The organism is Actinotignum timonense (assembly GCF_002860685.3).
Lineage (GTDB): Bacteria > Actinomycetota > Actinomycetes > Actinomycetales > Actinomycetaceae > Actinotignum > Actinotignum timonense.
In genome coordinates this window covers 568,058-591,126 of the sequence record NZ_CP136960.1, presented here as the reverse complement: position 1 = coordinate 591,126, position 23,069 = coordinate 568,058, and the positions used below count along the sequence as shown (strand labels likewise).

At 64.1% G+C, this 23,069-nt stretch carries 19 protein-coding genes; 10 read left to right on the top strand and 9 right to left on the bottom strand.

Going from position 1 to position 23,069, the window contains the following annotated elements; genetic code table 11:
* Nucleotides 1-322 precede the first annotated feature (322 nt).
* Genes CYJ17_RS02465 through pknB form a run of 6 tightly spaced genes read left to right on the top strand, consistent with a single transcriptional unit; the run spans nt 323 to nt 8,210 of the window.
* Nucleotides 323-1,021, top strand: a complete 699-nt coding sequence (locus CYJ17_RS02465) for an FhaA domain-containing protein (protein WP_101657682.1) — start codon at nt 323-325, stop codon at nt 1,019-1,021.
* Nucleotides 1,018-1,515, top strand: coding sequence for an FHA domain-containing protein FhaB/FipA (locus tag CYJ17_RS02460; RefSeq protein WP_087070128.1), 498 nt, complete (start codon nt 1,018-1,020; stop codon nt 1,513-1,515). The genes CYJ17_RS02465 and CYJ17_RS02460 overlap by 4 nt, the downstream gene beginning before the upstream one ends.
* Nucleotides 1,512-3,068, top strand: a complete 1,557-nt coding sequence (locus tag CYJ17_RS02455; RefSeq protein ID WP_101595746.1) for a PP2C family protein-serine/threonine phosphatase — start codon at nt 1,512-1,514, stop codon at nt 3,066-3,068. Before CYJ17_RS02460 ends, CYJ17_RS02455 begins: the two co-directional genes overlap by 4 nt.
* On the top strand, nt 3,065-4,642 hold the full coding sequence (locus CYJ17_RS02450) for an FtsW/RodA/SpoVE family cell cycle protein (RefSeq protein ID WP_101595742.1): 1,578 nt from the start codon (nt 3,065-3,067) through the stop codon (nt 4,640-4,642). Before CYJ17_RS02455 ends, CYJ17_RS02450 begins: the two co-directional genes overlap by 4 nt.
* Entirely contained in the window at nt 4,639-6,096 is a 1,458-nt protein-coding gene (locus CYJ17_RS02445; protein ID WP_087070129.1) for a penicillin-binding transpeptidase domain-containing protein, read from the top strand. The genes CYJ17_RS02450 and CYJ17_RS02445 overlap by 4 nt, the downstream gene beginning before the upstream one ends.
* A gap of 29 nt (nt 6,097-6,125) precedes the next feature.
* Nucleotides 6,126-8,210, top strand: coding sequence for a Stk1 family PASTA domain-containing Ser/Thr kinase (pknB, locus tag CYJ17_RS02440; RefSeq protein WP_101595739.1), 2,085 nt, complete (start codon nt 6,126-6,128; stop codon nt 8,208-8,210).
* A gap of 777 nt (nt 8,211-8,987) precedes the next feature.
* On the opposite strand, the gene CYJ17_RS02435 is transcribed toward pknB, so the two are convergent.
* Together CYJ17_RS02435 and CYJ17_RS02430 are read right to left on the bottom strand one after the other, a co-directional pair.
* Entirely contained in the window at nt 8,988-9,146 is a 159-nt protein-coding gene (locus tag CYJ17_RS02435) for a hypothetical protein (RefSeq protein ID WP_169719563.1), read from the bottom strand.
* Between the two features lie 177 nt (nt 9,147-9,323).
* Nucleotides 9,324-10,256, bottom strand: coding sequence for a class E sortase (locus CYJ17_RS02430; protein WP_101595757.1), 933 nt, complete (start codon nt 10,254-10,256; stop codon nt 9,324-9,326).
* A gap of 256 nt (nt 10,257-10,512) precedes the next feature.
* On the opposite strand from CYJ17_RS02430, the gene CYJ17_RS02425 reads away from it, so the two are divergent.
* Nucleotides 10,513-10,890 (top strand): cell division protein CrgA, encoded by a 378-nt coding sequence (locus tag CYJ17_RS02425; protein ID WP_026428941.1) that lies wholly within the window; start codon nt 10,513-10,515, stop codon nt 10,888-10,890.
* Nucleotides 10,891-10,893: 3 nt separating this feature from the next.
* Nucleotides 10,894-12,033 (top strand): 6-phosphofructokinase, encoded by a 1,140-nt coding sequence (locus tag CYJ17_RS02420; protein WP_026428940.1) that lies wholly within the window; start codon nt 10,894-10,896, stop codon nt 12,031-12,033.
* Nucleotides 12,034-12,239: 206 nt separating this feature from the next.
* Here CYJ17_RS02420 and CYJ17_RS02415 read toward each other — a convergent pair whose 3' ends face one another.
* The 4 genes from CYJ17_RS02415 to CYJ17_RS02400 form a co-directional block, all read right to left on the bottom strand.
* Nucleotides 12,240-14,399, bottom strand: coding sequence for a CAP domain-containing protein (locus tag CYJ17_RS02415; protein ID WP_087070131.1), 2,160 nt, complete (start codon nt 14,397-14,399; stop codon nt 12,240-12,242).
* 311 nt (nt 14,400-14,710) lie between these two features.
* Nucleotides 14,711-15,379, bottom strand: a complete 669-nt coding sequence (locus CYJ17_RS02410) for a rhomboid family intramembrane serine protease (protein WP_087070132.1) — start codon at nt 15,377-15,379, stop codon at nt 14,711-14,713.
* A gap of 224 nt (nt 15,380-15,603) precedes the next feature.
* Nucleotides 15,604-16,767, bottom strand: a complete 1,164-nt coding sequence (locus CYJ17_RS02405) for an ATP-binding protein (RefSeq protein WP_234984432.1) — start codon at nt 16,765-16,767, stop codon at nt 15,604-15,606.
* Nucleotides 16,768-16,985: 218 nt separating this feature from the next.
* Nucleotides 16,986-17,507: a peptidylprolyl isomerase gene (locus CYJ17_RS02400; protein ID WP_087070133.1), complete on the bottom strand. Its 522-nt coding sequence runs from the start codon at nt 17,505-17,507 to the stop codon at nt 16,986-16,988.
* Between the two features lie 144 nt (nt 17,508-17,651).
* On the opposite strand from CYJ17_RS02400, the gene CYJ17_RS02395 reads away from it, so the two are divergent.
* Nucleotides 17,652-18,599: a hypothetical protein gene (locus CYJ17_RS02395; RefSeq protein WP_087070134.1), complete on the top strand. Its 948-nt coding sequence runs from the start codon at nt 17,652-17,654 to the stop codon at nt 18,597-18,599.
* A 182-nt stretch (nt 18,600-18,781) separates the two neighbouring features.
* Here the strand turns inward: CYJ17_RS02395 and CYJ17_RS02390 are convergent, their stop codons facing one another.
* Both CYJ17_RS02390 and CYJ17_RS02385 read right to left on the bottom strand, forming a co-directional pair.
* The gene (locus tag CYJ17_RS02390) at nt 18,782-19,825 is read right to left on the bottom strand and encodes an LLM class flavin-dependent oxidoreductase (protein WP_087070135.1); all 1,044 of its coding nucleotides are present in this window, start codon (nt 19,823-19,825) and stop codon (nt 18,782-18,784) included.
* 225 nt (nt 19,826-20,050) lie between these two features.
* Nucleotides 20,051-20,689: a VIT1/CCC1 transporter family protein gene (locus CYJ17_RS02385; RefSeq protein ID WP_234984433.1), complete on the bottom strand. Its 639-nt coding sequence runs from the start codon at nt 20,687-20,689 to the stop codon at nt 20,051-20,053.
* 227 nt (nt 20,690-20,916) lie between these two features.
* On the opposite strand from CYJ17_RS02385, the gene CYJ17_RS02380 reads away from it, so the two are divergent.
* Nucleotides 20,917-21,633, top strand: a complete 717-nt coding sequence (locus CYJ17_RS02380) for an NADPH-dependent F420 reductase (RefSeq protein WP_101595736.1) — start codon at nt 20,917-20,919, stop codon at nt 21,631-21,633.
* 68 nt (nt 21,634-21,701) lie between these two features.
* Here the strand turns inward: CYJ17_RS02380 and CYJ17_RS02375 are convergent, their stop codons facing one another.
* Nucleotides 21,702-22,922: a hypothetical protein gene (locus CYJ17_RS02375; RefSeq protein WP_145989757.1), complete on the bottom strand. Its 1,221-nt coding sequence runs from the start codon at nt 22,920-22,922 to the stop codon at nt 21,702-21,704.
* Between the last annotated feature and the right edge of the window lie 147 nt (nt 22,923-23,069).

Below are 23,069 nucleotides of genomic sequence, written 5' to 3'. Positions count from 1 at the left end.
ACGTGAGACGCGTCGCAGCACCGCGCCGCCAGCTGGGCGTCGTCGCCCCACCGAACGGAACCGCGCACGGCCCGCGCGCTCACGCCATCGCTCCACACCCGCCCGGCCGAACGCACACCACCCGCTCCGCTCACGGCGCGGAAGGTAGCGGCGCACCGGCGCGGGCGATTACAGTCGCCTATAGAAGCCGCGGAAGCTTAACAAGTTGCAGAAGCTTGAGAACCCGCACAGGCTCACGAAGCTTCAGCGGCCGCCGAAGCTTGACGAGCTACAAAGGCTGAGAAGCTACAGAAGCGAACAGGAATAGGGAAGGGGCAGGGCCATGGGCGCCCTCGGGAAGTTTGAAAAGGGAGTGGAGAACGCCGTTGCCGGGGCGTTCCGCGTTTTCCAGTCCGAACTGAAGCCGGTGGAAATCCTCACCGACATCAAAAAGGCCATGACGCGCGATGCCGCGGAGCTTTCCCGCGACCGCACCGTCGCCCCAAATGTGTTCACCGTTGCGCTCGTCCCGGCGGATCTGGCCCGGGTGGATTCCTGGGGCCAGGAAGCCCTCCGCGAGGAACTCGCCCGCTCCGCGGTGGAATACGCCACCGAACAGGACTATCTTTTCGTCGGCCCGATTGAGATCACATTCGAGGAGGATCCCCAGTTGCGCGAAGGAACAGCACGCACCCGGACAACCACGCAGCGCGGCGCCATCGCCCCGGCCACTCGCAGCGCCGGCACGGAGGAAAACCCGCTCATCCAGGTGGGGCGGGATCGCTACCTCCTCACCGGCACCACCGCAATCATCGGCCGCGGCTCCGATTGCGATATCAGCGTGGACGATTCTGGCATCTCCCGCCACCACCTCGAACTCCAGGTCACCCCGAACGGCGTGATCGCCACGGACCTCAACTCCACGAACGGCACCTTCGTGGAAGGCCACCGCATTAGCGCGGCCACCCTGGTCGACGGCAATACCATCACCATCGGCCGCACCCACATTATGTTTTGGACCGGAACGGCGTCCGCCTCATGAATCTCGCAATAACTTTATTGCGCTTCGGTTTTCTAGCGCTGCTGTGGCTGTTCATTTTCGCCGTCGTGCTGACGGTGCGCCGCGATGTGCTGGGAACGGACGTGCGCCGTCGTTCTTCTCTTCTTTCGGCACGACGCCGCAGCATCCACGCGCCCGCCCCCGCGGAAAACGACTCTCCCGCGGCGCCTGCCGCGCCCGTCGAACGGCCCGTCTACCTGGTGGTGACCGGCGGTCCGCTACTGGGAACCGCGGTGCCGCTCAGCTCGCAACCGGTCTATATCGGGCGAGCCCCGGATAATACGCTCGTCTTGGATGACACCTACGCTTCCGGGCATCACGCCCGTATTTTCGCGGCGGAGGGCCGGCGCTGGGTGGAGGATCTGGGCTCAACAAACGGTACCCTGGTAGGGGGGATCCGCATTAACGGCTCGGCCGCGCTGGACCCCGGCGTTGTTATTCAGGTGGGGGAAACCACGATGGAGCTACAAGTTTGAGTATTCAGCTACGCTACGCGGCGTTTTCCGATGTCGGCCTGGTTCGTTCCAATAACCAGGACGGTGGCTACGCCTCGCCTCATTTGCTCGTGGTGGCAGATGGGATGGGCGGGGCGGCCGCCGGGGATATCGCCTCATCGGTGACGGTGGGTCATTTGGTGGCGGTGGATGATGTGCACGCCGCCGATGATTTGCTGCCGCTGCTGCGCCGCGCGGTGGAGGCCGCGCATGACGATATGCTCGCGCTCGTTGCCGAGAACCCGAAAATGGCGGGCATGGGCACCACCTGCATCGCGATGCTGCGCGCCTCGAATAAGCTCGCGATGGTGCATATTGGTGATTCGCGGGCGTATTTGTTGCGGGACGGGAAGCTCGGACAGGTCACGCATGACCACACCCTGGTCCAGTACCTCGTGGATCACGGCCGGCTCACCCCGGAGGAAGCCGAACACCACCCGCAGCGCAATGTGATTATGCGGGCGCTCGGGGATACTCCCGGCGAGGTGGAGCTGGATGAATCCGTGCGGGAAGCCCGGGTGGGGGACCGCTGGCTGCTGTGCTCGGACGGCCTGTTCGGCGTGGTCGCGCATGACACCATCGAACACGCGATGTACGCGATCCCGGACCTGCACCAGCTGGGCGAACACCTTATTGATTTAGCGCTGGCGGCCGGCGCGCCCGATAACGTCACGGTTATTCTTGCGGATGTTATTGACGACGCCGCAATTACCAGCCCGCTGCCCTCTCAGCCGATCGTGGTGGGTTCGGCGGCGCGCGATTACCGGCGGCCCACCCGCGGGGGGAATTCCGCGGCCGCGAAAGCGGCGACGCTGACGCGGAATGCGAATGCCGGGGCTGGCGGCACTAGTGCCGGTACCCACAACGATGCCGGCAATAGTGAAACTCCCGGGGCGGCCAACAGCTCAAGCGATTCCACCGCTGCGCCCGGAAGTGCCCACCCGAAGGGAAGCGCCAAGAAAAACGCGAAAAGTAGCTCCGCGACTGATACCGGTAACGCAGGCCGCGGATCCGGTGCCGGCTGCGGGAACTCGGGCGCGGAGGGCGCTCCCCGCGCGCGCTGGGGGGCTCGGCTGGCTGTTATTCTGACCGTCCTGGCCCTGGCGGTGGCCGGCCTATTTGGTGCTTACCGCTGGACCCAAAGCCGCTACTACGTGGCTAATAACAATGGCATCGTCACGATTTACCAGGGAATCCCGCAGCGGCTCGGCCCACTGGAGTTCTCCCACGCGGCGGAAGCTACTGATCTTCAGGTCCGTGACCTCACCCCGGTGGCCCAAGATCGGCTAGCCACGCCCATCACGCGCGCTTCGCTGCGCGAAGCGCGCGCCGTCGTCGCCGCCCTTCGTGAACAAAAAGCACAGAACAACGAACCTACGCCAGCGCCCGCGAGTGCGAGTCCCGCGCCCAGCGCTCCGGCCGCGCCGGCATCGGGAGCGCCCGCCCCGGCACCCGGGCAGAGCACGCCCGCGCCAGAACAGCCGGCGCCTGCCGCAAACGCCCCCGCCCCCGCGAACCCGGGAGAGAACCGATGAGCACGGTGGTTCCCCCGCGCACGCGCCGCGGCCGCTGGCCCGAGATCACCCTGTTGCTCCTGGCCGGAGCCATCGGGGTGGGCGCCTATTACCTGGTGTGGACCGGGTTGGGTAATGCCGGCGCGCCTACTACAGGAGCGGATGCTGCCGGAGCGGGTACTGCCGCGCTGCCACCGAGCTTCGCGCTGGTGGTAGGGGCCGGCGCCGCCCTGGTTTTCGCCTGCCACCTGCTCATTCGCGCGCTGTGCCCCTACGCCGACCCGGTGCTCTTCCCCTGCGCCATCGCGCTCAACGGGCTGGGCCTGGCCATGATTTACCGGGTGGACGCGGCGGCGGAAACGGATCACGCCCGCAGCCAGCTCATCCTCACCGCCGGGGCGCTGGTGTTCTTCGCCATCACCATCCTCGCGGTGCGTAATTACCGGGTGCTGCAAAATTACATGTGGACCTCCCTCATCGCCGGGGTGGTGCTGCTCCTGCTGCCGCTCAGCCCGCTGGGCCGCACCCTCAACGGCTCACGCCTGTGGATCGCGGTGGGCGGGATGTCCTTCCAGCCGGCGGAGGTCGCGAAAATCTGTTTCGCGGTGTTCTTCGCGGCCTACCTCGTGGCCGAACGCGATAACCTGGCGCTGGCCGGCCCGAAAATCCTGGGGATTCGCCTGCCCAAAGCCCGCCATATCCTCCCGGTGCTCATCGCCTGGGCGCTGTGCATGGGCGTGCTCGTTTTTGAACGCGATTTCGGCACCGCACTGCTGTTCTTCGGGCTCTTCGTGGCGATGCTGTGGGTGGCCACCGAGCAGGTCTCCTGGCTGGCCATCGGCGGGATCCTCACCGTGGGCGGCGTGTGGTTCATTTCCACCACGGTTTCCCACGTGCAGGCGCGCTTCGCCATCTGGCTCAACCCCTTCGACCCCGAACTTTATGACGCCGTCGGCGGCTCCTACCAGGTAGTGCAGGGCCTCTTCGGTATGGCCTCCGGCGGGCTTTTCGGCGCGGGGCTCGGGCGCGGCTACCCGAACCTGGTGTACGCGGCGCATTCCGATTTCATTTACGCATCCTTCGCCGAGGAACTCGGGCTGGTGGGCGTGGGCGCCATCCTGTGCATCTACCTGCTCCTCATCAGCCGCGGCATGCGGGTCGCCCTGGAATCGCGCGACGGCTTCGGCAAACTCCTCGCCTCCGGGCTCTCCTTTGTGCTCGGGTTGCAATGCTTCATCGTCATCGGCGGGGTGACGCGCATCATCCCGCTGACCGGCCTGGCCCTGCCCTTCCTCGCGCACGGCGGCTCGGCGCTGCTCACGAATTGGATTATTATCGCGCTGCTCATCCGCATGTCGCACACCGCGCGCCGCCCCGAAGAAGCCCGCCCGCTGCCCACCACCGACGAACTCGCGATCCTGCGTGGGAACGCTGACGGCGGGAACGATGAGGGCGACGACGACGCGCGACGCGCCCCGCGCGGCGCGGGGAGCTCGGCCGGTGGCGTGCATTCGGCCAACGCAGCTAACTCGCCTACCGGGGAATCCCGGAACTCAACGGCCGGCGGCGCTCGCACGGAGGTGGTGCGCCCGTGAATCGCCCTATCCGCCAGCTCGTCGCGGTCCTCGCGGTCATGTTCTTAGGCTTGGCCGGCTCGACCACCGCGATCCAGTTCTTCCAGGCCGCCAGCCTGAATGCCAACGCGTGGAATGTACGCACGCTCTACCGCGAATACGGCACCCAGCGCGGTCCCATTATCGTGGCCGGGGAATCCATCGTCTCCTCCCAGCCCATCGACGATGCCTACAATTACCTGCGCGTCTACGAGCGCCCGGAGATCTACTCGAACCTCACCGGCTACTACTCCATCGCCCATAACTCGATGACGGGCTTGGAACGCGCCATGAACCCCGTGCTGGGCGGCTCGGATTCCTCCCTGGCAGGTCAGCGTATCGAAGAACTCATCACCGGTTCCCAACCCCAGGGCGGGGGCGTTGAGCTCACTATCGACCCCCAGCTCCAGGAGGCCGCAGCCGCCGCGCTGGGTAACCAGCGCGGCGCCGTCGTCGTACTTAATTCCCGCACCGGAGATATTCTGGCGCAGGTCTCCACGCCCGGATTTGACCCGAACGGCGTAGCCACGCACGATACCGCGGCCGCGCGCGAGAACTATCAGGCCCTCGAAGCAGACCCCACCACGCCGCTCATCGACCGGGCCACCGGAGGCGACCAATACGCGCCCGGATCCTCCTTCAAACTCCTCACCGCCACCGCGATGATTGAAAACCTCGGGCTCACCCCCGATTCGCTGGTCGAGGCCCCGCGCACGTTCGTGCCACCGGGAACCACGCACGATATGTGGAATCCCGGGCAGGCCGCCTGCGGGGACGGCTCCGGGCAGGTGAAACTCACCGAGGCTTTCGCGCAATCGTGCAATACCCCGTTCGCGATTGGCGGGATCAAGGTGGGCCCGGAAAAAATGGTGGCGCAGGCTGAAAAATTCGGCTTCAATAGCGAACTGGCCACCCCGCTACCTGTGTCCGCCTCGCGCTTCCCCGCGCCGGAAGATGCCGCCGCGCTCGCCATGGACTCCATCGGGCAGCGCGATATTCGGGTCACGCCGATGCAGATGGCGATGGTCGGGGCGGCGATCGCTAATGATGGCGTGGTCATGAAACCGAATCTGGTGCGCCGCACCCTCACCGCGGACCTTGAGCCCGTGAGCGAAACCGAACCGGAAGAGCTCTCCCGGGCGATGAGCCAGCAAACCGCGGGCTATATGCACCAGATGATGGTTGATGAGGTCAAGCACGGCACCGGGTACCTCTTCACCCTCCCCGGGATTGAAACTTCCGGGAAAACCGGGACCGCGGAAATCACGAACGATATTCCCCCGCACGCGTGGTTCGTGGGGAATGCGACCATTGGGGACACGGCCTATACCGTGGCCGTGATCGTGGAAAATTCTGGCAATGCGGTGTGGAATGGCGACGGCGGCTCCGTTGCCGCACCCCTTGCCCGCACAGTACTTGAAGCTAAGGTGAACTAAGCAGATGCTCAGCAGAAAGGTGACGCGACGTGAATGATATCCCCCGCGTACTCGGCAACCGCTACCAGGTGGGCGACATCATCGGTCGAGGCGGTATGGCCGAAGTACATCTCGGCTACGATACCCGGCTCTCACGCACGGTAGCGATTAAGATCCTGCGCACCGACCTGGCGCAGGATGCCACCTTCCTGGCCCGTTTCCGGCGCGAAGCCCAATCCGCGGCCGCGCTCAACCATCCCTCCATCGTGTCCGTGTACGACACCGGCGAGGAAACCGTGACCTCCGCGGGCGGCACCGAGCTGGCGCTGCCCTATATCGTGATGGAGTACGTCAAGGGCCGCACCGTGGCCTCCCTGCTGCACGGCGGGGACCCGGTGCCCATCGGCGAGGCCGTGCAGATCGTGGTGGGTGTGCTCTCCGCGCTGGAATACTCCCATCACGAAGGCATCATTCACCGCGATATCAAGCCGGGCAATATTATGCTCACCACCGGCGGCAAGGTGAAGGTCATGGACTTCGGGATCGCGCGCGCCATCGCCGATTCCGCCGCCACCATGACGCAGACCAATTCCGTGGTGGGCACCGCCCAGTACCTCTCCCCCGAGCAGGCGCGCGGAGAAGTGGTGGACGCGCGCTCGGACCTGTACTCCACCGGCTGCGTGCTCTACGAACTCCTCACCGGGCGCCCGCCTTTCGTGGGCGATAGCGCGGTGGCGGTGGCCTACCAGCATGTTTCGGAAACTCCGAAGCCGGCTTCCCAGATCGCTTCCGATATTCCCGATGCCATCGACCGCGTGGTCATGAAATCCCTGGCGAAGAGCCGCGAGGACCGCTACCAGGACGCCGCCGAATTCCGCGCGGACCTGCTGGCGGCGGCGCGCGGGGAAGGCGTGGACGCCCCGGCGGTTTCCTCGTGGAACGCGTACGGGGCGGGGGCGAATGCCGCGACGGCCGCAACCGCAGCCACGCAAGCTTATTCGCCCGCTAACGCACGCCCCGCTTCCACTACTGCTTATCCCACCGCGACTGCCGGAAGCCCCGGCGGTGCCGCGGGCGGTGCGGGTGCCGGCGCCGGTGCCGGTGCAATTTCTAGTACGACGACGCAGCCGGGCGGCGCGCCCACCTACCCAGGCGGGTACCCGACGGGCGCCTATCCCGGGGCTTACCCCACGGGCAGCTACCCCACCGGGAGCTATCCGGGCTACGACCCATCGGCAACCGGAGCGCAACCGCCGGTGAAGAAGAAGTCCAGCGCGCCCTTCATTTGGGGCGGGGTAGCTTTGCTTGTTATCGCGCTGGGGATTCTGGGCTGGTTCTTCCTCTCCGGCCGCGGTGATTCCGCCGAGCCGCAGCCCACCGAGACCGCGGTGGCGCAGGTGACGATTCCCGATATGACGGGGTGGACCGAGGTGCAGGCCAGCCAGCAGCTAACCAGCTTGGGCCTGGAATTCGTGCGCGGCACGGATGTGTCCAGCGATACCGTGGACAAGGGGCTGGTTGTATCCTCCAACCCGGCGATGCGGAGCACCGTGGATGTGGGCAGCCGGGTGACCTTGCACTTCTCCTCCGGGCCCTCGGCCGTGCAGGTTCCCGATGTGGTGGGGATGAGCACGGATCAGGCTTCCCAGGCGCTGCGGGCGGCCGGGCTGACCGTGGGCGGTATGGAGCAGGTCAATGATCCGAGCGAGGACCGCGACCGGGTGGTGTCCACCAGCCCGAATGTGGGTGAAAGCGTGAAGCCGGGCAGCACCGTCAAGCTGCAAGTGGCCAGCGGCAATGTGGCGGTTCCGGATGTGCGCGGAATGAGCGTGGATGAGGCGCGGGCGGCGCTGCGCGATGCTCGCCTCACGGTGGTGGGCCAAGGCGAGCAGGAAGTCAGCGACCCGGCCAAGGTTGGCAAGGTTGTGGACGCGAGCATCGCCCCGGGCACCGTGGTGCAGCGCGATACCGAAATGCGCATTACCGTGGGCATCGCCCCGGCGCCCACTCCCACCCCGAGCGCTCCGCCGGCCGGCTCAGGTTCCGGCGGCTCCGGCTCGGGCGGATCGGGTGGCTCCGGCGGTTCGGGCGGTGCCCATCCCAATCCCGCGCCCACCGGCCAGGGAAACGGGTAAGTAGCTAGCTACCGGCCGGCCGGGGACCGGGTCACTCGCGGCTGGCGGATCTGGGCGCTGGTGACCGGGGCCCGGTCCTGCCGGCTGGGGATCGAGGCGCTTGTGCCGGGGACCGAGCCGTATTGATGAAGGTTCAACAGCACGCCCGTAACAGGGTGCACATCTACGCACCATTTTGGCCCGATTTCTGCTCTGAGTTTGCACTACGCGCCCCCGACCGTCCGGAATTTGCACTATGTTTACCCCGGACTCGGTGACGAGCCTCCATCGCGAACAAAGTGTACGTAGGTGACAGTTTTTCCCTGTTTTATTGTCAGGGATGTACATTCTGTGGCCTATACGGTTCAGAATGCACGGTTTGTGCCCTGCTTAGGCCGCCGGCTCGGCCCGGAAAACAAAGTGGGTGTAAGAGCACCGTTTTCAGCCGGTTTTATGTTCCTTATGCCCATTCTGTGGGAGACAGTGTCCGGAATGCCCATTTTGTTGCCCTGCTGGAGCATCGCTGCCCCGCGGCCGGCGGTGCGGGGTATGTTTTCCGGCATGTACTGCAAATGTTGTACGAGCGAAGTACAGCTATGAAAACACATGGCCCCTCCGCAGGGGCTGGTGAGGCGCCCGAGGCAGATGTGACTTTTGCCGAACAAAGTGGTACTCCAGAACAGAAAACCGGCCGTTGGTTGTAGCTCCAGTACCACTTTGTTTCCATAGGTGGCCCGACGCCGAGTTGAGCCGGCTTAGCAACGGCTTAGCACCGACTTGGAGCCAGACTCGCGCGAGCTACTGGCTGATGGTGGTGTCCTGCGGGCGGAACACGGCATTCACCCAGGGGAAGACCCACTCGAACAGCGCGAAAACAATCGCGGCGATGATGATGAGGGCCTCGATGACCTTCAGCCACGTCGGGCCAGGCAGGTGCCGCCAAATAAATCCGTACATTACGTGCTCCGTTTCTCTGCTCTTAACGAGGACGATTCTTGATGGGCGCGGGCCCCGTGCGGTTTGGGCACCCGCGGGACTTCGTGCGGGCGAGTGGCCACTTCGCGAGGGAAGCGAAAGGGCGCCCGCGCGCCGCGCCACCGGCGCGCCATCCCAACCCCGCACCGCACCGGCCGCCTACTTCACCAGCTCCGCCGGGGCTCCCTCGGCGGCGTCGACCCAATGATCGAGGGTGGCGTAGGTGATCCAACGGTCGCTGGACACAAAGGGCGGATGGCAGGTGGTGATGGTGAGGATGCGCTGCGTGGGTGCCTCTTCCGGATGATTCGGCACCGGGGCCAGCACGCCGACCTGCGTGGGCGGCACCACCTCGTGCTCGCCCACCTTGTACACGTAGTAGGCGTTCTTGGTTTGCACGATGATCGGGTCGCCGGGCTGGAGTTCGGGCACGTCGCGCATGGCCGCGCCGTAGGTCTGGCGGTGCGCGGTGATCGCGTAATTGCCGACCTCACCCACGTACTGGGTATCCGGGTAATGCCCGAAGCTCCCGGTATCCACCACGGCTTCCAGGTCCACGCCGTATTTGACAGTGTAGCGCCAGTCGGTGCCGAAGCGCGGGATATAAATAATGCCTTCCAGGTCCCCTGTGCGATTCACGTGGTCCGCGGCCGGCGGGGCATCCGTGCGCGGGGTCCCCACCTTGGTGGCCCCCCGCGGATCGCCCCATTGCTTATTGACGTTCTCGATCTGCTGGGCCTGATCGCGGTTCGCGCCCAGGTCAGTCCAGTACACCTGCCACACAATAAAGAGGCCCACCACGATTCCCGCGGTAATGAGCAGCTCACCAATCACGCCGATAATGGCGTTGAGGATGCCGCCGCGGCGCCGCGCGGGTGCGGCCGGCCGGGTTGCGGTGAGGGTGGCGGTGGCGGCCTGGGCGGGAAGCTGCGCCGTCGTACCAACACCGGTTGCACCTAAACCGGACGTACCTGCACCGGCGGTAGCCGGACGGTAGCGCCCCACAGCTTCGTGCCGCGGAGCGCGAGCAGCGTTTCCTTCCGCCGCACGCCGCCCCGCACGGCGCCCTCGTTCGGGCTGCTGTTCGCGCATAGTATCACCTTCCACTGCCACCGGATTCGTACTAGAAACAGAATAGTGGTTCCGGCTCGAAAAATGCGGTGAGATAACTCCCCTCATTTTTTACGACGACGCCGCCCCGCGCCCGCGCGCCACTCGCGAGCGCCCGCGCACATGGCCACGCGCCGGCTTTTGTGAAAAAATACCAGAGGAATCGGGCGATATGGTGCGCCACCGGGCGCGCTACTTCGTTAGGCTTAGGGGCGGAAGGATCCGCGGAAGGTAGAACATGACAGATCAACAGTACGACGAACCCGAACTTTCGGAAGCCGCCGGCAGCGCTGCCCCGGCTCGGAAGTCGCGCAAGAGCGCTGCGCCCTCGGCGAAGGATGTGCGCCGCCCCGGCACCAAGCGCGATATTGAGGCGCAGGCCAGCCGGGAAAAGGAAGCGGCCAAGCGCTCCCATAAGGTCGCGCAGAAGGATCGCCGCTCGCCGAGCTGGTGGGCGCCGGTGATGTGCACGCTCATGATTATCGGGCTCATCGTGGTGGTGCTGGCCTACGTGACCGGCGGCCGTTTCCCCATTCCGGGGTGGAATAACGGCAATCTTTTCCTCGGCTTCGGGTTCATGATCGTGGGCTTCCTCATGACAATGGGGTGGAAGTAGCCGATGGGGAAAGCAGTGAAGCGGGTCGGTATCCTCACTGCCGGCGGTGACGCCCCCGGGCTCAATGCCGCCATCCGCGGTTTCGGGAAAGCCGCGATGGGTAAATACGGCATGGAGCTGGTGGGATACCGCAACGGTATTACCGGGCTTGTCAATAACCGCTATATGCCGCTCGATTCAGATTCCCTGGCTGGGATTTTGACGCAGGGCGGCACCATGCTGGGCACCTCGCGCGATAAGGTCCATAAGTTCCCGGACGGTAACGGCGGGTATGTGGATATGATCCCGCAGATCGCCCAGAACCTCGAAGATGAGCATATCGACGCGCTGGTGTGCATCGGCGGGGGCGGAACCGCGAAGAACGCGAACCGGCTGGCGCAGGCCGGGCTGCCGGTGATCCACCTGCCGAAGACCATCGATAACGACATCATGCACACGGACACCAGCTTCGGTTTTTCGACGGCGCTGTCCATCGCCACCGATGCTATCGACCGGCTTCATTCCACCGCCCACTCCCATCACCGCATTATCGTGGTGGAGCTGATGGGGCATCGCGCCGGGTGGCTGACGCTAGGCGCCGGGATCGCCGGAGGTGCAGATATTATTCTCATCCCCGAGATTCCGTATTCGATTGAGTCCTGCGCGGCGTCGATCCGGCGGCGGGCGGAGAACGGCCGGCCTTTCTCCGTGGTGGCCGTGGCCGAGGGCGCGCATTCGATTCCGGTGGCGGCGCAGCTGGCTGCCGCGAATGACCTGGTGCGCCACGCCCCGACCCCGGAGGCGAAGGAGGCGGCGAAGAGCCACCGGCGTTCCATTGAGGAAAACGAGCGTGAATCGACGTTCCTGGTGGCGCAGCAACTGGAGGAAGCCACCGGGCTGGAAGCGCGCGTGACGATCCTCGGCTACGTGCAGCGCGGGGGTATTCCCGACGCCGCGGACCGGCTGCTGGGAACCGTGCTGGGAAGTGCGGCAGCCGATGTGGTGGCGCACGGGAAATCTGGCGTGATGATCGCCTCCCAGAACGGGCAGGCCGTGCCGGTGCCGCTGGAGGACGTGGCCGGGAAGGACAAGCTGGTCCCGGTGGATCACCCCTGGGTGGCCGCGGCGCGCGCCGTCGGCACGAGCCTGGGTGAGGCGCTCTAAGCGGCGCCCCTTGCGTGGCTGACCACGCCGGCGTGACTTACTTTCTGGCGTGGCTGATCGCCGAATTGGCGTGATTCGACATAAACGTGGGCCGGAAGTTCGGGAATTATCCGAGCTTTCGGCCCACGTTGCATTGTGCGAGGCGGTGGCTAGCCGCTAGCGCCAGCCGGCGCTACGCGGGCGAACTTAGCGCCGCACATTCGTGCCTAGCGCCGCACCGCCGGGGTATCGGTTCCGTTGCCGTCCCAATCACCCACGTACAGCTCGTCACTCACGCGCCCGTAGGTGAGAACGGAATCGGCGTTCCCGGCACCCAGCGAGTTCTTGACGTAAATGGTGTTGCCGCGGCGCACCGCAAAGGTATCGCGGCCATCGCCATCGAAATCACCCAGGATGGTGGCATCGCCAGCCCGGCCGTAGGCGAATACATGGTCCGCGATGCCCGAAGCGATGTGGTTCTTCACGAAGTAAGTGCTCCCGCGGCGCACGGCGAAGGTATCGATGCCGTCGCCGTTGAAGTCACCGGCGTACACGGTGTCTCCGTAGCGGCCGTAGTTAATAACCTGGTCCGCGTTCCCGCTGTGGAGGGAATTGAGCACGTAGAAGGTGTTGCCGCGGCGCACCGCGAAGGTATCGCGTCCATCGCCGTCGAAATCACCCACGAGGATCTCATCGCCCACGCGCCCGTAGCTGAAGGCAATATCAGCGGCGCCGCCATCCACGGAGTTCTTCACGTAGATCATGTTCCCGCGGCGCACCGCGAAGGTATCCGTGCCATCCCCGTTCCAATCGCCGACGAGCACTTCATCGCGCGCCCGGCCGTAGGAGAACACCGAGGATGCCTGCGTGGATGTCCAGTCGTTCGACACGTAGAAAACATTGCCGGTATCGGCCGGGCGCACCGGGGTACTGATCTGGTTCACCCGCTCCTGGGCGCGCAGCACCTCAGCTTCGGCCTTCGCGAGCTTGGCGATGAGATCGCCAGCTTCGGCCATCTTGGCATCAACTTCCTTGAAACGCGCCACGGCCTTTTCCCATGCCTTTTTGGTTTCCGGGAGATTCTTCTTTGCCTTGACCGCGCCGTCATATTCGGGCTTCACAACGACATAAACGAGGCGAGCGGTTTCAAGTTGAGAACGAGCGGCATCGAGCTTGGCCTGGGCTGCCGGGTCTTCCTTGCCGGCGTTCGCGCGCTGGAAAGCGTCCTGCGCTTCCACCACCGCGCGGCGGGCTTCAGGGGTCCCATGGGTCATATTTTCCCGCGCGCTGCCGATGTATCCGTCCAGGCGAGCCAGGTACTCCGCGGTGGTGTATCCGGGCAGGTAGCTCTGGCTAAACCGATCTCCACGCCCGAATGTATTGCCAAAGAAGTACGTGGGATGCGCATCGTAATCCGCGATGGCGAAGCCGGTCACCACATATTCCGACTGAATAATATTGAGGTAGTGCCCAATCTTCGGATAATCGCGCACGCCCCGGTCATACTCCGCTTTCTCCTGGTCGTACCACATGGTGAAGGGGTCCCCGCTGCGGCTGGGCATGGCAGCGATATTCTCGCCGTAGTTGAAACCACCCACGTGATCGAAGAAGCCGCCGTGCACATTCACATTGGCATTGACCTGGGCGCGAGCCATAAGAGCGGAGGAGATCTTGAGCGGGGCGAGCCCGTGGCGTGCCCGCAGCTCATTGAGCTTATTCACGCGCTGAATCGAGTCCCGCATGAGGTCCAGATTGGTGGCATCCCCGGGCTGCCCGAAGCGGGTGTATTGCGGAATCGGAACGTCGTTGATGGTATCCGTTTCAGAAAACACTTCGACCGCGGCTTTATCCCCCATGGCCTCGAAGAATCCGAGCGATCCGCGATTCCAGCGGGCCTGGGCTTCCTTCTTGGATGCTTCGAGCGCAGCGTTGGCATTATCCATCTGCTGCTTTGCCGCGGCCACGGCCGCCGGATCGGGCTGGGTAGCTGCATCGTATTCTGCCTGGGCCTGGTCAAATGCACGCTGCGCTGCCGCCAGTTGGGCCACGGCGTCATCGTATTTCTTCTTGATTTTTTCAAAGTCTTCGACCGCACGCTTTTCTGGGACATAGCGCGCTTCCCAGGTGCTGCGCTCCATATCAGCCTTGGCCCATTCCTGCGCGAGCTCGCGCGCTTCGGCCACGTCAATTCCCTTGGCTTCCAATTCAGCGACGACCGCATCGCGATCTTCAATAGCTTTCGCCAGGCACGCCCGCAGCTGGTCCGGTGACATCATCCCCGCGTTGCAGACCAACCGGGCTGGCTCGTTCGGGGTGGCAGCCGGCAGGGCGTGGACTGCCAGCGGGGCGAGAAGCGTTCCCGCCAACATGAGTGCTGTTGTGCGCATATATGTCTCCTTCGATCAGCGCTATGCTCCCAGGTAATTTTCAGAATATATGCATACACATTCAAAAATAAGTGACCCTGCGCACTGTCGCAAAGTCGCCGGGGCACGGCCCAGTGCACCACCCGGCCTACTCGCCGGCACGCGCTTGCGCCCGGGCCAGCACAGCTCGGCGCACACACCCAGCTCAGCGCCCCGTTATCCCCAACCGGGGATAACCCTGTGGATAATTACATCGGTGTTATTTGGGTGCGGATTGCGAAGTGGCGGCGTCGTCGTAAAAAGAAAGAACGACGGCGCAGCTTGGCGTGCCCCTACCGGTACCCGAAGAAAATCGCGGCCACCAGGAATGCCGCGCCGAGCAGCAACACCGCAATATCGCGGGCGGTGAGCGCGCGGGAGACGTGGCGCCGGCGCGAAATAATCGCCATGAGCAGTGCGCCCATGAGGAGCCCGCCCACGTGAGACTGCCAGGAAATATTGGTGCCGGGCAGGAAACTGATCGCGAGGTTGATGGCGATGACCACCGCCATTTGGGTGAAGCTGCCGCCGAAGCGCCGCAGCACCACGAACATCGCCGCGAAAATGCCGAAGACAGCGCCGGATGCGCCGACGGTGCCGGTGTAGTAGTCGATGTCGGTGGAGACGGTGTAAAGGACCATGACGTTGCCGGCCACAGCGCTGAGCAGGTACAACCCCAGGAAACGCCACCAGCCGATCATGCGCTCGAGCACCGAACCGATCAGCCACAGCGCATACATATTGAAAAGCAGATGCGTGAAGCCGGCGTGCATGAAGGTGGAGGAGATGAAGCGGTAGGGCTCCTCGTGGGCGATGCCGGGGGCGAAAATGAGGACTTGCCCCACGCGGGCGTCGAGCCATTGGGCCAGCAAAACCGCCACGTTAACCACGATCAGCGTGATGGTGACATAGGGGACGGGTTTGCGGATCTGAAGACGGCGCTTCTTGGGAACGTTGTGCACTTTCGGCCTCTCTGCGCGGTCATCCCGCTCGACAACTCTGAATCAAGCGTACCGGACGGCGCGCGGGTGTGACCGGGTGGACGGGACCGGATAGGGGCGGAACCGGGCGTACCCCGCGAGCTCTCAACTCAACACTCAACTCAACACTCATGTATGTGAGTGTTAAGTTGAGTGTTGGGATGAGTGTTGAGTGAGTGTTCCGGTTAGCTAGGCCGCGAGCGCAACTAAGCACCAGGTTGAGCGAGGCGGTAACGCTGCTTTGGACTTGTCTTAGGCTCGGTGCGCTGCACCTGCCCCTCGGTCACCAGGGTATTGAGCACCGCCCGGGTGCCGCCCAGGCTGATCCCGGCAGCGCCCGCGAGTTCGCGGCTGGTAGCGCTGGCGTGGGTGCGCAGATATTCAAGAACGCGCTCACGCGAGGACGTTCCCGCCGCGGCACCCTGCTCCGCGGGGGTCATGCGGCGGCGCTCGAAGGTGAGGCTGAAACTATCCAGCCGGTCGACAGGCCGCGCCGGCGGAAGCATTTCCCGCTCCAGCTGAGTCATGATTTCCTGGTAGCCACTTCCCCGGTTTTCCGCCACAAAACCGCCCTCCTCGAAAGGCGTGGATTCCAGCAGCCGCGCCAGGAATTGGTTGCGCGTGGAAGACAGCCCGGTTGTACCCAGGGAATCAATGGTGACCGTGCCGAACAGGCCGCCCGGATTGATCACTTCCAAACGATCCGCGTAAAGGTTCAACTGCACCTGGGTGCCGCGCGCCACCGGCGAATAATCGCGATGCATAAGCGCATTCGTGAGCGCTTCGCGCACCGCAACGAGCGGATAATCCACCAGGTCATGGCGGAAAGCACCGCGCACCACGCCACCCACCCGCATATTTTTTGCGACGACGCCGACACCGTCGGCCACCAGGGCGGGAATGGGACCCGCCAGCGTCCCCGAGTCTAGATGCCGCTGCCCGGAAAGCGACGAAGCTTTGGTTGATCCCGGGTATACCGCGTAGGTGACCGTGAGGCGGGGGAAGAATTCCTGGGGATACGTGCCTAAGCAGAGCAGGCCAGCCAGAGTGGGATGGCGCTGCCCATCCGGGCCGGTGCCGATAATGCGCAGCTGCTCCATCGCGGTTTCATCCGGGAGTTTCCCGAAAATGCGCGGGTGGTTGAGGCGTTCGCGTTCCAGAACCGCGTGGAGGAGGTCCGGGTCTAGGGAATCAAGGCTGGCTTCTTCCACCAGGTCGGTATCCCAATGCGGCTGCGTTTTGTTTTCCAGCAGGCGATCAATTTCGTAAGCGGAAAGTTTGCGGTCCCCATCGCCGGTGCGGATATAGGAGCCCCCGTAGACATTGCGGGCGGTGACATAGCAGGGTTTATCGCGCGGCTGGAGGCGCATAGCGCCATCCTACGAGCTCTCAACTTAACACTCAACTCAACACTCATGAATGTGAGTGTTAAGTTGAGTGTTGAGTGAGTGTTCCGGTGCGTGGCCGGCAGCGCGGCCCGCAGCGCAGCCGGAAGTATGGCCCGCAGAGCGGCCGGCAGAGCACACAAAAGCGGGGCGGTACCTGCGTACCACCCCGCTCATCACGTATGCGGAATTTTGCGTATTGCTTAGTCAATAACCTCGACGGAGGAAATCACCACGTCATTGAGCGGGCGATCATTCCCGCCGGTGGGAACCGCGGCGATCTTGTCCACAACCTTGACGGATTCCTCATCGGCAACCTTCCCGAAGATGGTGTGCTTGCCGAGCAGCCACGGGGTGGGAGCCACGGTGATGAAGAACTGCGAACCGTTGGTGCCCTTACCGAAGCGGGTCCCGGCATTGGCCATGGCCAGCACGTAGGGGGCGTCAAAGTTGAGGCCGGGAGCGATTTCGTCGTCGAACGTATAACCGGGACCACCGGTGCCGTTACCGAGCGGATCCCCGCCCTGAATCATGAAACCGGAGATCACGCGGTGGAAGATCGTTCCGTTGTACAGCGGATCGGTCGAAGCCTGACCGGTGGCGGGATTGGTCCATTCGCGTTCACCGCGAGCTAGTCCGGTGAAATTAGCGACCGTTTCGGGCGCTTCGTTCGGGAAGAGTTCGACGCGAATATCGCCTTCGCTTGTGTGAAAAATTGCTTCCATGCGCTCAAGTCTCGCACACCTCATGGTTTTATGCCACGCGAAAAGCAAACGTGATTCACGTGACAAATGGGGGGCGAAAAGTGAAACAATAGAGGGGTACTCAATCGCAGGAGAATTCTGTGGTTCAACGGTAGGAGGTCAACGATGGCTTGTGGACGAAGCCGCGCGGACAAGCGGGCCAAGAAAGCGCAGCGGGAGGTTGATGCCATTATGGCGAAGATCGATGAGCTGCGCGGCCAGGCCGAACGCACCGCAAAGAAAGCCCAGCTCAAGGGGAAGCGGAATCAGAAGAAGTGGGAGCACAAGGCAAAGAGCGCCGCGTCTGATTTCCAGGATTACGCCAAGCAGGCTGGCGAACGCCTGAGCGATTACGCCAATCAGGGTTACGAATGGGCGGCACCACGCGCCCAGGAGCTGGCCGAAAAGGCGAAGCCGTACGTGGAGCAGGCGAAGGCCGTGGGCAACGATCTTGCGGAGAAGGCCAAGCCCTACGTGGAGCAGGCCCGCGATAATGCTTCGGAGTTCGTGGAGAACGTCCGCAATGATTACCTCCCGCGCGCCCAGCGTGCCCTGCATGCCGCGGCGGAGGCAGCCAAGGGTGAAGGTACCGTGGCCGAACGCGGTCAGAAGATCGCTCGGGTGGCCTCGCGTGAGATTCAGACTCCCGAACCGGTGAAGAAGTCCCGCGGGAAGGGCCGGGTTTTCGGTACCATCGCGCTGGTTGGCGGCCTCGGGGTTGCGGTCTACTACCTGTGGAAGCGCTCGCAGCCCACGGAGGATCCCTGGGCGGAGGCCTACTGGGAGGACGTGGACGGCGTGAAGGCTCCCGCGGAAGATGCGAAAGATGCCGCGCAGGCCGGTGCTGAGGAAGTTGCGGAAACTGCGGAAGATGTTGTGAACGACGCCGCAAGCGCAGCCGGCGACGTGGCCGATAAGGCCAAGCGTGCTGGCTCCCGGGCTGAAGATGCCGTCAAGGACGGCGCGCATGAAGCCAAGGAGGCGGCCGAAGATGTTGCCGATAAGGCCAAGGAAGCCGCGCAGCACGCGGCTGACCAGGCCAAGGACATCGTCGAAGATATCGCGGAGAAGTAGAGTTTTCGGGGAGGGCTCATACCTCCTGGAGGGCTCACGCCTTTGCGGAAACTAGAGCGGCAATAGCGGCCGGCGGTAGCCGCAGTAGCGAGCGCGGCTCGGGCATCGAACGGCCCGGGCCGCGCTGCTTTATATCTGCTTTGTGTTCGCAGGTGCTGCGAGTCAGCTACTCCGCGGCCCAGCTATTCTCCGGCCAGCAGCTCCTTGACCCGCGGGATCACCTCGGTGCCGAAGAGCTCGATGGAGGAGAGGTTCTGCTCGTGGGGCTGCGAGCCGTAGGAGACCTTGAGGTCGTAGCGGGTGGCGCCCAGTTCGCGCATGCCGGTGGCGATTTTGCGGGCCACCGTTTCCGGTGAACCCACCGCCAGCGCCCCGTTTTTCACCTCGTAAAGGTATGCCTCCCGCGACGGCGGGCGCCAGCCGCGCTCCCGCCCGATCCGGGAATTTGTTTCCACGTAGAAGTCGAAGAAGTCAGCCACGGCTTCCTCATCGGTGCGAGCAACATAACCGTAGGAGTGGTAGCCGACCTCAGCTGCGCCGTCGTTCCCGAACTGCTCCCAGGCGCGCCGGTACAGATCCGTGAACGGAACAAAACGCGAGGTGGGGCCGCCAATAATGGCGAGCATCAGCGGGAGTTTGTAATGCGCGGCGCGCACCACCGATTCCGGGCTACCGCCCACGGCGACCCAGGTGGGCAGCGGACCGTGTTCGAGCGGCGGGTAGAGGGTGACGGCGCGCAGCGCCTGCGTGTGCGGGCCGCCTTTCCAGGTGACGGGTTGGCCGTTGCGGGCGAGGAGTTCGGTGAGCAGGGAGAGTTTTTCGTTGAAGAGATCTTCGTAATCGGCCAGGTCGTAGCCGTACAGCGGGAAGGATTCGGTGAAGGAGCCGCGGCCCACCATGAGTTCGGCGCGGCCGTTGGAGAGGGCGTCTACGGTGGCAAAGCGTTCGACCACGCGGACCGGATCGTCCGAGCTGAGGACGGTGACGGCGGAGGAGAGGCGGATGCGCTGGGTGCGCGCGGCAATCGCTGCGAGGACCACATCGGGGGCGGGGATCGCGTAATCGTCGCGATGGTGTTCACCGATATTGAAGATGTCGACGCCGACCTCTTCGGCGCGCACCGCTTCGGCCACCACATTGCGGACCACCTGGGCGTGGCTGAGCTTGGTGCCGGAGGCATCGGCGGTGACGTCACCAAAAGTATCGATTCCGAAGGTGTAGGTCATATCAGGTCCTTTCGAGGGCCGGGTGAGAGCCGGTGGCGCGTGGGGTATCGGGCCGTACCCCCACAGGTATCCGGAGCGCATAGGGCCGCGCTGCCGGTGACGCACAGGTACCCGGAACGCGCTGGGCCCGTTGCGCGGGGCCGGTGGCACGCGACTAACCAGTAGCGCAAGCCACCGGTCTGAGCTTAACCACAGAACGAGCCGGAGTCACCCACTGATTGAACTCTACACTACTTGACCGAAGAGCGCTCCGATACCGAAGGTGAGGGCGAGGCCGAGGGTGCCGCCTACGGCGGTGCGGATGGTGGGGCGCAGCGGTGGGACTTGGCCGATCCAGGCGGCGATCCAGCCGGTCAGTGCCAGCGCGGCCACGGTGACCACGAAGCAGATCGGGGCGATGGCGCCGAGTGGGGCGAGCAAGCTGGCCGCGAAGGGAACCGCGCCGCCGGCGAGGAAGGAAAAGAAGGAGGAGAAGGCGGCGCCGAAAGGAGAGACGATGTTGTTTTCTATGGCAGGTTCACTCACCCCGGCACTCCGGCATACCACATCCGCACGGCGTGCCACATCTACCCGGCGCCGCAGTGCGTCGAGTTCGGCATCGCGTTGTGATGAGACGGAGATGTATTCGCCCAAGGCCATGGATACTGCTCCGCCGATAAGGGCGGCGAGCCCGGCCAGCAAAATCGCGGTACTTGAGGCCCGCGCACCGCCCATGGCGATGACCACCGCGGCCACGGAGACGATGCCGTCATTCGCGCCGAGCACCCCGGCCCGCAGCCGGTTCATGGCCTCAGCTCCCAGCACTCCCGGGATACCGGGAGCGGTATCGCTGGCATCTGCGCGACACGTGTCGCTATGCTTCAATTCACATGCTTCAATAACACACTTCCCCATAATAATTCCCTCCGTTGGTTGCGTTGCTATTCCTATTGTTATGCGGGAATTGTGGAAAAGATAGGAAGGTCAGGCTACGCTCACGTGGCTATAATGCATTTCATTTTCGGGCGATCTGGGGTGTGCCTCGCTGCCGGATTTCGACTGGGCTCGCTATTCCCGGGAATACTTCGCCGCGCGCTTTCCGTTCTTTTTTCATGAACACCACTGCGCAGAACGACCGCGACCTGATCGGCCTGCTGGGCGCGGGCAAGCTCGGCACTGCTATCGGGCGCTTGGCCGCGGAGGCGGGTTTCCCGCTGGCGGTGAGCGTGCGTCCGGGTAATCCGCTCTACGATCTCACCTTGCCGACCTTGCTGCCCACCGCTCGCCTAGTTTCTTTCGAGGAGCTGGCTCGCACCGCGGATATTCTTATTCTGGCGTTGCCGCAGCCCGCGCTTGCCTCGATTGATTTGAGTGGGGTGCGCGGCATCGTTGTTGATGCCACGAATGCTTGGGCGGCGACTGATGGCACACATGCCGACAACCTCTCTGCTAGCGGAACCTCAGCTACCAGCACCGCACCTGACCACGCCGCCGCGAATACCAGCACCACGCCCACCCAAAACACCACCGCCGCGCTGCAAGCGCGTTATCCGGAGCTGGCTATTGTCAAGAGTCTCAATCATGCGGGTTATACGGAGTTGAGCGCGGAGGCCCGCCCGCATGGAGCGCCGGGGCGGCGCACGGTGGCCGTTGCGGGGGACGACGCCGCCGCGCGTTCCCGGGTGGCCGCTTTTATTGATGCGATTGGTTTTGATCCGGTGGAGCTTAGCTCCGAGCACGCGCCGCTGCTGGAGCCAGGTGGCGTGGCTTTCGGGCAACGCCTGGAGCTGGCCGATTGGCCGGCGAATATCGTGGCAACCCGCCGCTAGACCTACCGCGAAGCCCGCCGCCACGGATACGACCGAACTCCTCCGGCGAATCCCGGAGCTCAGCGCGCCTAAGGGCGCACGCCTACGTTGATAAGGGGCGGGGTGCCGGTAGCTGCGCCGTCGTACACAAGGTAGTAGGTGTAGGTCGCTGCGCCATTCTCAACGGCCGGGTTGTCCGCGGAAAAGACGCACAGGATGTCGGTGGGGCGCGGTTCGCTATCGCCTTCGCCGGGCACTTTTCCACTAAAGCGATCGGTTTCTCTTATGTACCCGCCGGTGTCTTTCACGTGCCCGCCGCTCACGGTGGTGCTCAACGGTTCGCGCGCGTTACACCCGCGGAAAACAGGGTGTGCGGCGGCGGAGGCAGTGCGCCGTTCTTCATCCGCGAGGCGCGGATCGCTGGTGAGTTCGGGGAGCAGATCTTCCCACTCTGAGCCGGCCGCGGCGAGGGTTTGCCGGTCAGCCTGCGCGCGCTCTTCGGTGGGAGCGGTCACGGAATGCCCGCCGTCGAACTGGAAGGACACCTCCCCGGTCTGCACGAATTCGGAACCGTTCCACACGAAATTCACGGTGGTGGAATGCGGCGGATACGCGCGTTCCATTGCCCGCGTTACGCCGCCGACCGGCGTATAGGAGGTGTACGTGATGCGCGCCTGGCCGGCCTCAAATTCCATGGAACTCACGTTGAAGGACCACAGGCCGTCGTCATCTTGGGCGATGCGGGTGCCGCGAATTTTTTCGGCATCATCGTGGGTGCGGTTCCCGATGGCGGAAACGAGCCTGAGGTTCGCGTCGTAAATCCCGATGGTACCGATGGCCGGGTCCCCCACCCCGCAGGACATCGCGACCGCGCGATATTCCACACCTTCGAGCACGAGCGGCTCGGTGAGGTGAATGGTTCCCGGCTGCATCCCCGTTTCGCGATCCGGAAGAATCTTCCCGTGCGCCACGGTTACGGGCGCGGGCGGGTTGCGTTTGCTGTAACACACATCCGGAAGGATGTACGTGCCGTTGCGCATTTCTTTATCCGTGGGGCCGGGCACCGGCGCGGGGCTAGTTTCCGCCGCGGTACCGGGCGACGACGCCGCACCTGCCGCTCCGCCCGCCTGAGCTGATGCCGTTGCGGTAGCCGCGGGGCCAGCCGCCGGGGTTGAGGAAGTTCGCCCGTTGAACCACCACCAGAGCCCACCAGCCACGCCAAGTACAAGCACCAGAAATGCCGCAATCAGGGACGTGCGGGTGGCAAGGCTGCGGGGTTCTTGCCGAGTTAGGGCTCCGTTGTCGCTCATGCCATCAGTTTACCGGGCGGCTACGACACGATTTTTGGCGGGAACGGTTGAGACCCGTTCACTGCAGAGTCTCCGACTACATCGGCTCTGGCACGGGTGCGGTTGTGCCATGGCGAGGTCTTTTTCGCGTAAGTGTTTCGTGGTGAT

What these genes read in the sequence shown, in the direction of transcription:
- CYJ17_RS02465 (WP_101657682.1), top strand. Translation starts at nt 323, where the DNA reads ATGGGCGCCCTCGGGAAGTTTGAAAAGGGAGTGGAGAACGCCGTTGCC.
- CYJ17_RS02460 (WP_087070128.1), top strand. Translation starts at nt 1,018, where the DNA reads ATGAATCTCGCAATAACTTTATTGCGCTTCGGTTTTCTAGCGCTGCTG.
- CYJ17_RS02450 (WP_101595742.1), top strand. Translation starts at nt 3,065, where the DNA reads ATGAGCACGGTGGTTCCCCCGCGCACGCGCCGCGGCCGCTGGCCCGAG.
- CYJ17_RS02435 (WP_169719563.1), bottom strand. Translation starts at nt 9,146, where the DNA reads ATGTACGGATTTATTTGGCGGCACCTGCCTGGCCCGACGTGGCTGAAG.
- CYJ17_RS02430 (WP_101595757.1), bottom strand. Translation starts at nt 10,256, where the DNA reads ATGCGCGAACAGCAGCCCGAACGAGGGCGCCGTGCGGGGCGGCGTGCG.
- CYJ17_RS02425 (WP_026428941.1), top strand. Translation starts at nt 10,513, where the DNA reads ATGACAGATCAACAGTACGACGAACCCGAACTTTCGGAAGCCGCCGGC.
- CYJ17_RS02420 (WP_026428940.1), top strand. Translation starts at nt 10,894, where the DNA reads ATGGGGAAAGCAGTGAAGCGGGTCGGTATCCTCACTGCCGGCGGTGAC.
- CYJ17_RS02415 (WP_087070131.1), bottom strand. Translation starts at nt 14,399, where the DNA reads ATGCGCACAACAGCACTCATGTTGGCGGGAACGCTTCTCGCCCCGCTG.
- CYJ17_RS02405 (WP_234984432.1), bottom strand. Translation starts at nt 16,767, where the DNA reads ATGCGCCTCCAGCCGCGCGATAAACCCTGCTATGTCACCGCCCGCAAT.
- CYJ17_RS02400 (WP_087070133.1), bottom strand. Translation starts at nt 17,507, where the DNA reads ATGGAAGCAATTTTTCACACAAGCGAAGGCGATATTCGCGTCGAACTC.
- CYJ17_RS02395 (WP_087070134.1), top strand. Translation starts at nt 17,652, where the DNA reads ATGGCTTGTGGACGAAGCCGCGCGGACAAGCGGGCCAAGAAAGCGCAG.
- CYJ17_RS02390 (WP_087070135.1), bottom strand. Translation starts at nt 19,825, where the DNA reads ATGACCTACACCTTCGGAATCGATACTTTTGGTGACGTCACCGCCGAT.
- CYJ17_RS02380 (WP_101595736.1), top strand. Translation starts at nt 20,917, where the DNA reads ATGAACACCACTGCGCAGAACGACCGCGACCTGATCGGCCTGCTGGGC.
- CYJ17_RS02375 (WP_145989757.1), bottom strand. Translation starts at nt 22,922, where the DNA reads ATGAGCGACAACGGAGCCCTAACTCGGCAAGAACCCCGCAGCCTTGCC.